Origin of the sequence: Agrobacterium sp. D14 (assembly GCF_001526505.1) — a bacterium.
Taxonomy (GTDB): domain Bacteria; phylum Pseudomonadota; class Alphaproteobacteria; order Rhizobiales; family Rhizobiaceae; genus Agrobacterium; species Agrobacterium leguminum.
Genome location: NZ_ASXX01000042.1, coordinates 286,445 through 298,734, shown reverse-complemented (window position 1 = coordinate 298,734; position 12,290 = coordinate 286,445). Strand labels below are relative to the sequence as shown.

Genomic DNA, 12,290 nt, shown 5'->3' with positions numbered 1-12,290 from the left:
TTATTAAATAAGAACATTTTAATATTATGGATATCTAATATTAAAGGCCGTGGAACAGTATCGCGCCGGCACGAATATCACGCTGGCCCGATACCTGACCGAGGCGGAGAGACGGAAGTGCCTGCATTGCTGCCTTCGGCGGCAAACCTGTTCGTTGTTCAACATGATACGACGCGGACCGCATATCCTGTGCGGCTCGCCGCGCCGTGGGCCGTTTTTGGGGGACGTATAATGCTGGGGTTAGGTAAAAGCGCAGACAACAGAAATATGCTCGATGCGATATCGAGATCGCAGGCGGTCATAGAATTCGATCTCAAGGGTAATATCCTCACCGCGAATAAAAATTTCTGCACGGCGCTGGGTTATGATCTCACTGAGATCGTCGGCAAGCACCATCGCATCTTCTGCGATAGCGAGCTTGCCGGGTCGCGGGCCTATCAGGAATTCTGGGAGTCTCTCGCCCGTGGCGAGTTCCAGGCCAGGGAATATCGCCGTATCCGCAAGGACGGCTCGGTTATCTGGATCGAGGCCTCTTACAACCCGGTTTTCCGTTCCGGCAAACCCTATAAGGTCGTGAAGATCGCCACCGACATCACCGCCAAGAAAATCAAGGCCGTGGACGATGCGGGCAAGATGGAGGCGCTCTCCCGTTCGCAGGCCACAATCGAATTTTTCCCGGACGGCACCATCATTACCGCCAACCCGAATTTCTGTGCCACGGTGAATTACGACCTCAAGGAAATCGAGGGCAGGCATCACCGCATGTTCTGCGATCCAGCCTATGCCGCCTCGCCCGCCTATGGCAATTTCTGGCCGCGACTGGCGGCAGGGGAATTCATCTCGGATGAATTTGTCCGATACGGAAAGAACGGCAAGGAAATATGGATCCAGGCCGCCTATAATCCGGTGCTGGACGAGGCGGGCAAGGTCGTCAAAGTGGTGAAATTCGCCACCGATGTCACGCCGCGCATGAGCGCCATCAGTGTGCTTGCCGATGCCCTGCGGGCGCTGGCCGAAGGTGATCTTGTGCAGCGCCTCGACAACAGCTTCGTGCCCAGCATGGAAAAGCTGCGCGCGGACTTCAACGAAGTCGTCGCCAAGCTGCAGGCCACCATGCAGACCATCGCCCACAATGCCTCGACAATCGCCTCGGGCTCCGGTGAAATCCGCATCGCCGCCGATCAGCTTTCGCAGCGCACCGAACAGCAGGCCGCCTCACTGGAAGAGACCGCAGCCGCGCTGGAGGAAATCACCACCACCGTTACCGATGCCAGCCAGCGCGCCGGCGAGGCCGGAAAGCTGGTATTGCGAACGAGAGAACATGCCGAACATTCCGGCGATATCGTCCAGCAGGCAATTTCCGCCATGGACGCGATTTCGCGTTCCTCGGGTGAAATCACCAATATCATCGGTGTCATTGACGACATCGCCTTCCAGACCAATCTTCTGGCCCTGAATGCGGGTGTCGAAGCCGCCCGGGCCGGGGAAGCGGGCAAGGGTTTCGCCGTCGTGGCGCAGGAGGTTCGCGAACTCGCACAACGGTCCGCCGTTGCGGCCAAGGAAATCAAATCCCTCATCAACACCTCCCGCGAGCAGGTCGCCAACGGTGTGGATCTGGTGGGCAGAACCGGCGGCGCGCTCCGGGATATCCAGTCGCAGATGAGCGAGATCGACACCAATGTCTCGGCGATCGTTGAAGCCTCGCGCGAGCAGGCGAATGGTCTCAGCGAAATCAATCAGGCCGTCAACGTCATGGATCAGGCCACCCAGAAAAACGCCGCCATGGTGGAGGAAACCACCGCCGCCAGCCACGGCCTCGCCACGGAAGCGGAAAATCTGCACGAATTGCTGCGGCAGTTCAGAATATCGCATGAGGCATCGCCCGTCCGCCCGGCCGACAAAAAGCCAGCCGTCGTCACCCGGCTCCCGACGCCGCAACCGCGATATGCCGCCGCGCCAAGGTCTCACGGAAACGCAGCGGCCGAATGGGCGGAGTTCTAGGCCCGCTCTGAAGCCAAGGGCCGCCGGGAAACGGCGGTCTCAATGTTTATAGAATGATACGATCCGCCCGGGTGAAGATTTCAAAATCTTCACCTCTCACCAGCGCCACAAGTGTGACACCCGAACTCTCGGCCGTTTCGATGGCAAGCGCGGTAGGCGCGGAGATCGCCGCCAGAATGGGGCTGCCAAGAATGGCCGTCTTCTGGACCATTTCCACCGACAGTCGGCTGGTGACCACCACAATGCCCGTATCGGGCGATAGGTCCGCATTGACGACCGCACCTGCGAGCTTGTCGAGCGCATTGTGGCGGCCGACATCTTCGCGGACAGCAAGCAGCCCTTTTTGAGGATTGTAGAAACCCGCGCCGTGAACTGCCCGCGTTTCGCGATTGAGGCTTTGCGCTTCATTCAGCGCTTTCACCGCGGCAACGATATCATCACCCTCAACGGAGACTTCCACGCCGCTCAACTCCGGTACCACACGGACCGCCTGTTCTATGGATTCGATGCCACAAAGACCGCAGCCGACGGGGCCTGCCATATGCCGCCGTCTTGCCCTCAGCGCATCCGCATTGGCATCCTGCAAATCCACCTGAACATCGAAGCCCTGCCCGGCCTCGATCACTTCGATGGAACGGATTTCCACCCTTGTGGATATGATGCCTTCCGTAAGACTGAAACCGACCGCGAAATCGACAAGATCAGCGGGGCTGGCCATCATAACGGCATGGGTGCTGCCGCCATAGGAAAAGGCAACCGGCACCTCCTCCGGCACCGCCCTCTCGCCCTCCACTATGGCCCCTTCGCGCAAAGCGGTTCTTGCGACCCTTCGGTAACTTGCCTCTGCCGACACGCCGATCACTCCTCCATGACGAAAATCCGCTTCGTCTCTCTCACGATCTCAAAGCAGCATTTCTTCCCGGTATCACATCTAACCGAAAGCCCTGAAAATCGGAATCGGTTTCCCGGGTGCGCCCGTTGAAGGCGCTCCCTGCCTCACCCATTTTCCGCACGTCCATCACTGATGCAATCCCGCCAACGCCGTTCAGAAGCTCAGATCAGGCCAGGTGACGGGTTTCTATGCGAAAGCAGCCATGCTTCGCCTGATATGGGGAGGTAACAGCCCAAAACAAAAAAGCGACCGAAGCGGCCGCTTTCTGCTTTAGGTTTTTTGTGGGCAGTCATTCTTTCGAACCCGCCCGGTGCTTTCAAGCGGCGACGAGAACCTCATGCAGGTTCGTCAGTTCGTAAAGGTGCTTTTCAAGCTTGGTCAGATGTTCGTGGTGATGATTGCCCTCTTCGATTTCGGCCTTGGCCGCATCGATACGCTTCTGCAGCGTGTCGGGAGACATGTCATCGGCCGAAACGGCGGATTCGGCAAGAAGCGTGCAGCCGGTCGGTAGAATATCGGCGAAACCACCGAAGACGACATATTTATGCGTCTCGCCGGAAGCGAACTTCACCGTTACCAGACCCGGCTTGATCGTGGTCATCGTCGGCGCATGATTGGCCAGAACGGTCATCTCACCCAGCGTAGCCGGGATGACGACTTCCGTAACCGTTTCGGAAACGAGCAGACGCTCCGGGGAAACGAGATCGAATTTGAAACTGTCAGCCATGGCTATTCACTTCTTTTCAATTACGCGGGCGTCACGGACTTGTCTTTTACAACGCAGGCGAAAACCGTTCCGGTTTCGCCACCATTGTCGGCAGGGCGCGCGGCTAGAGCCACGCGCCCGCCAATTCATGATCAGGCAGCCTCGGCAGCCAGCTTCTTTGCCTTTTCGATGGCTTCTTCCATCGAACCGACCATGTAGAAAGCAGCTTCCGGCAGGTTGTCATACTCGCCGTTGACCAGGCCCTTGAAGCCCTTGATCGTGTCTTCGAGAGCGACCAGCTTGCCGGCGAACCGGTGAAGACTTCAGCAACGAAGAACGGCTGCGACAGGAAACGCTCGATCTTGCGGGCGCGGGCAACCGTCAGCTTGTCTTCTTCCGACAGTTCGTCCATGCCGAGGATGGCGATGATGTCCTGGAGAGCCTTGTAGCGCTGCAGGGTCGACTGAACCTTACGAGCCACTTCATAGTGCTCTTCGCCGACGATCATCGGGTCAAGCATACGCGAGGTGGAGTCGAGCGGGTCAACAGCCGGGTAGATACCCTTTTCAGCGATCGAACGCGACAGAACCGTCGTTGCGTCAAGATGCGCGAACGAGGTGGCAGGTGCCGGGTCGGTCAAGTCGTCGGCGGGAACGTAAATGGCCTGAACCGAGGTGATCGAACCCTTGGTCGTGGTGGTGATGCGTTCCTGCATCTGGCCCATGTCGGTTGCGAGCGTCGGCTGGTAGCCCACGGCCGAAGGAATACGGCCGAGCAGAGCCGATACTTCCGAACCAGCCTGCGTGAAGCGGAAGATGTTGTCCACGAAGAACAGAACGTCCTGGCCTTCGTCACGGAAGTTTTCAGCGATCGTCAGACCGGTCAGAGCGACGCGGGCGCGGGCGCCCGGCGGTTCGTTCATCTGGCCGTAAACGAGTGCTGCCTTGGAGCCTTCGCCGCCGCCGAGCTTGTTGACGTTCGACTCGATCATTTCGTGATAGAGGTCGTTACCTTCGCGGGTACGCTCACCAACACCGGCGAATACCGAGTAACCGCCGTGCGCCTTGGCGACGTTGTTGATGAGTTCCATGATGAGAACCGTCTTGCCAACGCCGGCGCCGCCGAACAGGCCGATCTTACCGCCCTTGGCGTAAGGAGCCAGAAGGTCGACGACCTTGATGCCGGTGACGAGAATCTGTGCTTCCGTCGACTGCTCGACGTAAGACGGCGCGTCCTGGTGGATGGCGCGCTTCTTGGCCGTGGTGATCGGACCGGCTTCGTCAACCGGCTCGCCGATGACGTTCATGATGCGGCCGAGCGTTTCGGGACCGACCGGAACTTCGATCGGCGCACCCGTGTTGACGACGCCCTGACCGCGAACCAGACCTTCGGTCGAGTCCATGGCGATGGTGCGAACGACGTTTTCGCCGAGATGCTGCGCGACTTCCAGAACGAGGCGGTTGCCATTGTTCTCGGTTTCGAGCGCGTTCAGGATCGGAGGCAGTTCGCCTTCGAACGCCACGTCGACAACAGCGCCGATAACCTGGGTAACCTTGCCCGCGCCGTTCACCGCTGCGGTTTTCTTGGGGGTAGCTGCCTTAGCCATTATCCTTACCCTCTTTCCTTACCTCAGAGCGCTTCCGCGCCCGAAATGATTTCAATGAGTTCCTTGGTGATCTGAGCCTGACGCTGACGGTTGTAGGACAGCGTCAACTTGTTGATCATCTCACCGGCATTGCGCGTTGCATTGTCCATCGCGCTCATCTTGGCGCCCATTTCACCGGCTACGTTTTCGAGCAGAGCCCGGAAAACCTGAACCGAAATGTTGCGCGGAATAAGGTCTTCCAGAATAGAAGCCGCATCCGGCTCATATTCGTAGACGGCGTTCTGCGTCGCGGCATCCTCTTCCACAACAGGCGTTGCGGCGGGAATGAGCTGCAGGCCGGTCGGGATCTGGCTGATGACGGACTTGAATTCCGAATAGATCAGCGTGCAGACATCGAACTCACCCGCGTTGAAGAGCGAGATCACCTTCTTGGCGATCTGGTCGGCATTTTCAAAACCGACCTTCTTCACGTCGCGCAGTTCGATGCGCTCGATGATGTTGGCTGCAAATTCGCGGCGAAGGCTGTCGTAACCCTTCTTGCCAACCGTGATGATCTTGACCGTCTTGCCTTCCGAAATCAGCTTGCGGGCGTGATCGCGGGCAAAACGGGAAATCTGCGAGTTGAAACCGCCGCAAAGGCCACGTTCAGCCGTGCAGACGACGAGCAGGTGCACGTCGTCCTTGCCGGTGCCGGTCATCAGCGCCGGAGCAACGTCCGCCTCGACCGCCTTGGCGATGTTGGCGAGAACGGCGCTCATGCGCTGAGAATAAGGCCGGGCGGCCTCCGCAGCTTCCTGGGCGCGCCGAAGCTTCGCCGCGGCGACCATTTTCATCGCCTTGGTAATCTTCTGCGTCGCCTTTACGGAGGCAATGCGGTTTTTCAGATCCTTTAGTGAAGGCATCCGTTATCCGTCCGAGTAAAAGAGCCCTGATTACGAGAAAGACTTGGCGAAGCTATCAAGAGCGCCCTTGAGCTTGCCCTTGGTATCGTCGCTGATAGCCTTTTCCGTGCGGATGGTGTCGAGGATCGCCTTGCCTTCCGAGCGGAGGTAGGAAAGCAGACCCTGCTCGAACTTGCCGACCTGCGCGACCGGAACCTTGTCGAGGTAACCGTTGACACCGGCGAAGATCACCGCGACCTGTTCTTCCGTCTTGAGCGGAGAGAACTGCGGCTGCTTCAGAAGCTCGGTCAGGCGGGCGCCGCGGTTGAGCAGGCGCTGCGTGGAAGCGTCGAGGTCCGAACCGAACTGGGCGAAGGCGGCCATTTCGCGATACTGGGCGAGTTCACCCTTGATCGAGCCGGCAACCTGCTTCATCGCCTTGATCTGGGCGGCGGAGCCAACGCGCGAAACCGACAGACCGACGTTAACGGCCGGACGAATGCCCTGGTAGAACAGGTCGGTTTCAAGGAAGATCTGGCCGTCGGTGATCGAGATCACGTTGGTCGGAATGAAGGCCGAAACGTCGTTACCCTGGGTTTCGATAACCGGCAGAGCCGTCAGCGAACCAGCGCCCATTTCGTCGGAGAGCTTTGCAGCGCGCTCGAGAAGACGGGAGTGGAGGTAGAAAACGTCGCCCGGATAAGCTTCGCGGCCCGGCGGGCGGCGCAGCAGAAGCGACATCTGACGATAGGCAACGGCCTGCTTGGAAAGGTCGTCGTAGCCGATGAGAGCGTGCTTGCCGTTGTCACGGAAGTACTCGCCCATGGCGCAACCGGCAAACGGAGCGAGGTACTGCATCGGAGCCGGGTCGGAAGCGGTAGCAGCAACGATAATCGAATACTGCAGCGCGCCGCGCTCTTCCAGAACCTTCACGAACTGGGCGACGGTCGAACGCTTCTGACCGATAGCGACGTAGACGCAATAAAGCTTGTCGCCATCCGGGCCATTGTCGTGAATGGCCTTCTGGTTCAGGATCGTGTCGAGAATGATGGCGGTCTTGCCGGTCTGGCGGTCGCCGATGACGAGCTCGCGCTGGCCGCGGCCAACCGGGATGAGCGCATCGATGGCCTTGAGGCCGGTCGACATCGGCTCATGAACCGACTTGCGCGGAATGATGCCGGGAGCCTTGACGTCGACGCGCGAACGCTTGGCGGCATTGATCGGGCCCTTGCCGTCAATCGGGTTGCCGAGCGCGTCAACGACGCGGCCAAGCAGTTCCGGACCGACAGGAACGTCAACGATAGCGCCAGTCCGCTTTACGGTGTCGCCTTCCTTGATGTCACGGTCCGAACCGAAGATAACCACACCGACGTTGTCGGCTTCGAGGTTGAGCGCCATGCCGCGAATGCCGCCGGGAAACTCGACCATTTCGCCGGCCTGAACATTGTCGAGGCCATAGACGCGGGCGATACCGTCACCGACGGAAAGCACCTGACCGACTTCCGAGACTTCCGCCTCGTTGCCGAAATTTTTGATTTGATCTTTCAGAATTGCGGAAATTTCCGCGGCGCGGATATCCATCAGCCAACCTCTTTCAGTGCAAGCTTAAGGGTGGAAAGTTTGGTGCGAAGAGACGTATCGATCTGGCGAGAGCCGACCTTGACGATCAGGCCGCCGAGGATCGACGGATCGACGGTAACGGAAACCGCCACATCCTTACCGGTAACGCTCTTCAGCGCCGCCTTCAGTTCAGTTTCCTGCGCCTCGTCGAGCGCATGTGCCGAGGTAACCTCGGCGGTGATTTCGCCGCGGTGGGCGGCGGCAATGGTGCGGTAGGCGCGGATCATGCCGGGAACGGCAAAGAGACGGCGGTTATTCGCAACGACCTTGAGGAAATTGAGTGCGAGACCGGCAATGCCGGCCTTTTCGCAGATCGCGGTGATTGCCTTGAACTGATCCTCGGCGGAAAACACCGGGCTCGCAACCAGACGCTTCAAATCGTCGCTTTCGTCGAGAAGTGCGCCGAACTTATCCAGATCGGCCTGAACCGCTTCGACCGCACCCGCTTCCAAAGCAAGCTCGAAAAGCGACGACGCATACCTTTCCGCTACACCGGATGTTCCATGGGAGGTGTCTGCCACGGGCACTTTTTCCCTGCTAATCGTCCAAGACCATCAGCGATGGGGCTCCACCGCATCAAATTCTTGAAATCGTTTCAATTTCCCCGAAAAAGACCGGAATTCCCCCCTGCCTTTTCCCAATTTCGCGGTCCGTCTAGCATAGGACGCCGGGACTCGCAACACGCGTAATAGCGGAAAGCGCCGTTTGGGCAAGGGGGAATGCGTTTAAATTTTCCGATTTCGCCCAGGATGCGGCATCTGTGCGTCACAAAAGGCAAAAAGCCCGCTTCAGACCAGCCCGAACACGTAGCTCAACGACAGTGCAGCGAGCAGAAAGTGTACAACCAGAAGTAAGAAATTCCGCATGGTTGCGCCACCATCGGAGAGTATGGAGAGAATGCCGCCAAAGACACTGAGGCCGAAAGCCGCACCAAAGGCGAGATAGACCATGGGCTGCGCGAGAAGCAGGGCGGCGGCGCCGAGGCCGAGATAGAACCCCGCAAGCGACGAACGCACGAGTGCATAACCATCCCTGCGCTCACCCGCCGGCTGCAGACCAAAGGCACGCAGCGTAACACCCGGCGCAAACATGAAAAAAAGGCCCATCACGGCCGAAACCACCGCCGCTCCGAAGGCCAGCTGCTCGCCGAACTCGGCGGGAAAATAAAACTCCATCTCGTTCCCCAAATCATTTTGACTGCCTGCTGCGTTATGACACGGTCATGACAGCGGGAAAACGCCCCGGCGGCAAAGTTCAAAGGAAACTTTGCGGGTCGATATCGAGCTGCACATGCACGCTGCCGCGCTCTTTCGGGCCATTGGCCAGAAGCGTGCGGAGAAAAGACTGCATGTCCGAATTGCGCCGCCCGTGCACCAGCAGGCGGAAACGGTGGCGGCCACGGATGAGCGCGAGCGGCGCTTCCGCCGGGCCGAGCAGCATGATGCCCGCAACCTGCGGGGCTGCGGCCCTCAAGCCCCGGGCATGGGTTTCCGCTTCCCCGCGCGTATCGGCGGAAACGATGATCGAGGCAAGTCGTCCGAAGGGCGGCAGAACGGCTTTTTCCCGCTCCACGATTTCCCTTTCGTAGAAGGCCGAGGCATCGCCCGAAACGATGGCCTGCATGACGGGATGCTGCGGCTGATAGGTCTGCAACAGGCCATGGCTCTTCAACCCCGTGCGCCCGGCACGTCCCGTCACCTGCGACAGTAGCTGGAACGTTCGCTCCGCCGCACGCGGATCGCCATTGGCAAGGCCGAGATCGGCATCGACGATGCCCACAAGTGTCATCAGCGGAAAATTATGTCCCTTGGCGACGAGCTGCGTGCCGATAACGATATCGGCCTCGCCCTTGACGATCGCCTCCAGCTCCAACCGCAGGCGTTTGACGCCCATGAGATCGGAGGAGAGCACGATGGTGCGGGCCTCGGGGAAATGTTTCTCCACCTCCTCGGCGATGCGCTCCACACCCGGCCCGCAGGCCACCAGATGATCGAAGGTTCCGCATTCCGGGCAATGATCGGGCGTCGGCTCGCTGTGGCCGCACTGGTGGCACTGCAATTGATTGCGGAACCGGTGCTCCACCAGCCAGCTGGAACATTGCGGGCATTGGAAACGGTGACCGCAGACCCGGCAGAGCGTCAGCGGCGCATAACCGCGACGATTGAGGAAAAGAAGCGCCTGCTCGCCCTTCTCGATGGTCTTGCCGATGCCTCGCAGCAGGACGGGCGACAGAAACCCTCCCCGTTCCGGCGGATGACGCCGCATATCGACAAGGTGCAGATCGGGCATCGCCGCATCGCCGAAACGTGTATGCAGGTGAATGGTGTTATAACGCCCCGAACTGCCATTGACCTGGCTTTCCACCGATGGCGTGGCCGACACCAGCACGACAGGGAATTCCGCGATCCGTGCTCTCACGACCGCCATGTCGCGGGCATTATAATAGACGCGGTCTTCCTGCTTATAGGCCGGGTCGTGCTCTTCATCGACGATGATCAGACCGAGATTGTCGAAGGGCAGGAAAAGCGCCGAGCGCGCGCCGGCCACCACCTTCACTTCGCCCGTCACCGCCTGCCGCCAGACTTTTTCGCGCATGCGCGGCGACAGGTCCGAATGCCATTCCGCCGGTTTCGCACCGAAACGATCCTGAAAACGTTCAAGGAAGGCCGCGGTCAGTGCAATTTCGGGCAGCAGGATGAGAACCTGCTTGCCCTGACGGAGCGTCTCCGCCACCGCCTCGAAATAGACCTCGGTTTTGCCAGAACCTGTGACGCCGTCGATCAGTGAAACATGAAACCCGCCCTTACGCACATCCTCGAGTATCTCCGAAGCGGCCTGTTTCTGCGGGCCTTCCAGACGCGGCTCGACATAGTCAGGATCGGGTTCGGCCACGACAGGCGGCGCGGGCAGAAACACCGTCTCGAACACGCCCTGCTTGACAAGCCCATCGATAACGCTGGTCGAAACGCCGGCGGCATGGGCAAGCCCACTCTTCGTCCAGCCATTCCCTTCAGCCGCCAGTTCCATCACCCGCTCGCGGGCGGGGGTAAGGCGCTCCGGCCGGCCGTCGGTCAGTCGCAGCCCCTCGATCATCGGCTCGGGATCGAAGGCCGCGGGCGCTCTGAGGGCCATGCGGGCCACGAGGCCGGGCGGAGACAGCGTATAGGCGGCGACCCAGTCGACGAAGCGGCGCATTTCCGCCTTCAGCGGTGGGCACTCGAAACTTTTGGTGATGGGCCGCAGCTTCTTCGGATCGACGCTCTTTTCTCCGGCATCGTCCCACACCACGCCGAAGACCTGTCGGGGGCCGAGCGGCACCTGCACGACGGAACCCGTCTCCACCACCATATCTTCGGGCACCGAATAGCTGTAGGGCCCCGGCGCCGGCATGGGCACGAGAACGGGCACCGTGCGCGTGGGCGACGGCGGGTCGAACAGAGCCCCAAACAGATCGGACGAATCTTTTGCCATGATGTGGCGACCATGCCCCGACGACAGGAAAAAGGAAACCGCCCGGATGTAGTGGGCGCGCCTTGCAAAGTCCACCTCTTAACCAAATGCTGACCATAAGCGCATAGTTTCAACGCATGGAATGGAGCGCCACGTGACCGAAATCCTGACATTTGCCCAAGCCGATCTTTTGAACGAGCGCCAGTCCTGGCTCGCCGCCCTCGCAGGCGAACGCCGGCTTTCGGACAATACCGTCGAGGCTTATGAGCGCGATACCAGGCAATTTCTGACATTCCTGACCGGCTATATCGGCAAACCGGCCTCCATCACCGATATTGCCGATCTGCGCCCGGTGGATCTTCGCGCCTTTCTGGCCAACCGGCGCAAGGAAGGTGCCGGCGCACGTTCGCTGGGCAGGCATCTGGCAGGCCTGCGCTCCCTGCTTCATTACCTGCAGAAAAAAGGCCTGGTGAATGCCGCAGGCGCCACCGCCATGCGCGCGCCAAAACAGCCGAAATCGCTACCGAAACCGTTGACCGACCGGCAGGCGCTGAAAATCACCACGACTGAAGCGCAATTGAACGACGAACCATGGATCGCCGCCCGCAATGCCGCAGTCCTTTCACTGCTTTATGGCTGTGGCCTTCGCATTTCCGAGGCGCTCGGTCTGACCCCGGCCGACTTCCCGCCCGGCGCCCGCAGCCTGCGCATTACCGGCAAAGGCAACAAGACGCGGATTGTGCCCCTGCTGGCGGTGGTGACGGAAGCCGTCGATACCTACAGGAAGCTTTGCCCCTATGCCCTATCGGCGGATGAGCCCATGTTCCTCGGCGCACGCGGCGGCAAGCTGCAGCCCGCCATCATCCAGAGGGAAATGCAGAAACTGCGCGGCGCTTTCGGCCTGCCGGAAAACGCCACACCGCATGCACTGCGCCACTCCTTCGCCACGCACCTTCTCGCCGGCGGCGGCGACCTGCGCACGATTCAGGAACTGCTCGGCCATGCGAGCCTCTCCACCACACAGGTCTATACCGGGGTCGACACCGCGAGACTGCTGGAAATCTACGACAACGCCCATCCTCGCGCATGAAGCAGGAAATGGTTAACCATAGTCATTAACCAGACATCCAAGCC

General features: G+C 59.9%; 9 protein-coding genes and 1 pseudogene. 2 read left to right on the top strand and 8 right to left on the bottom strand.

Features of this window, described 5'->3' with window-relative positions; genetic code table 11:
- Window positions 1-231 precede the first annotated feature (231 nt).
- Entirely contained in the window at window positions 232-2,001 is a 1,770-nt protein-coding gene (locus L901_RS20775) for a methyl-accepting chemotaxis protein (RefSeq protein WP_082710761.1), read from the top strand.
- A 46-nt stretch (window positions 2,002-2,047) separates the two neighbouring features.
- Here L901_RS20775 and fdhD read toward each other — a convergent pair whose 3' ends face one another.
- The 8 genes and pseudogenes from fdhD to L901_RS20735 form a co-directional block, all read right to left on the bottom strand.
- Window positions 2,048-2,863: a formate dehydrogenase accessory sulfurtransferase FdhD gene (gene fdhD, locus L901_RS20770; protein WP_082710744.1), complete on the bottom strand. Its 816-nt coding sequence runs from the start codon at window positions 2,861-2,863 to the stop codon at window positions 2,048-2,050.
- Window positions 2,864-3,209: 346 nt separating this feature from the next.
- The gene (locus L901_RS20765) at window positions 3,210-3,620 is read right to left on the bottom strand and encodes a F0F1 ATP synthase subunit epsilon (protein WP_003492358.1); all 411 of its coding nucleotides are present in this window, start codon (window positions 3,618-3,620) and stop codon (window positions 3,210-3,212) included.
- Between the two features lie 131 nt (window positions 3,621-3,751).
- Window positions 3,752-5,205, bottom strand: a pseudogene (gene atpD / locus L901_RS20760) (F0F1 ATP synthase subunit beta).
- A gap of 23 nt (window positions 5,206-5,228) precedes the next feature.
- The gene (locus tag L901_RS20755) at window positions 5,229-6,107 is read right to left on the bottom strand and encodes a F0F1 ATP synthase subunit gamma (RefSeq protein ID WP_035263533.1); all 879 of its coding nucleotides are present in this window, start codon (window positions 6,105-6,107) and stop codon (window positions 5,229-5,231) included.
- 30 nt (window positions 6,108-6,137) lie between these two features.
- Window positions 6,138-7,667, bottom strand: a complete 1,530-nt coding sequence (gene atpA, locus L901_RS20750) for a F0F1 ATP synthase subunit alpha (RefSeq protein WP_004443771.1) — start codon at window positions 7,665-7,667, stop codon at window positions 6,138-6,140.
- Window positions 7,667-8,233, bottom strand: a complete 567-nt coding sequence (locus L901_RS20745) for a F0F1 ATP synthase subunit delta (RefSeq protein ID WP_170988551.1) — start codon at window positions 8,231-8,233, stop codon at window positions 7,667-7,669. Before L901_RS20745 ends, atpA begins: the two co-directional genes overlap by 1 nt.
- Window positions 8,234-8,494: 261 nt before the next feature.
- Complete coding sequence (locus tag L901_RS20740) at window positions 8,495-8,881, bottom strand: phage infection protein (protein WP_059759919.1); 387 nt, start codon at window positions 8,879-8,881, stop codon at window positions 8,495-8,497.
- Between the two features lie 79 nt (window positions 8,882-8,960).
- Window positions 8,961-11,177, bottom strand: a complete 2,217-nt coding sequence (locus tag L901_RS20735) for a primosomal protein N' (RefSeq protein ID WP_059760049.1) — start codon at window positions 11,175-11,177, stop codon at window positions 8,961-8,963.
- A 121-nt stretch (window positions 11,178-11,298) separates the two neighbouring features.
- Here L901_RS20735 and L901_RS20730 point away from each other — a divergent pair, with 121 nt between their 5' ends.
- Entirely contained in the window at window positions 11,299-12,246 is a 948-nt protein-coding gene (locus L901_RS20730; RefSeq protein WP_082710743.1) for a tyrosine recombinase XerC, read from the top strand.
- The last annotated feature ends 44 nt before the right edge of the window (window positions 12,247-12,290 follow it).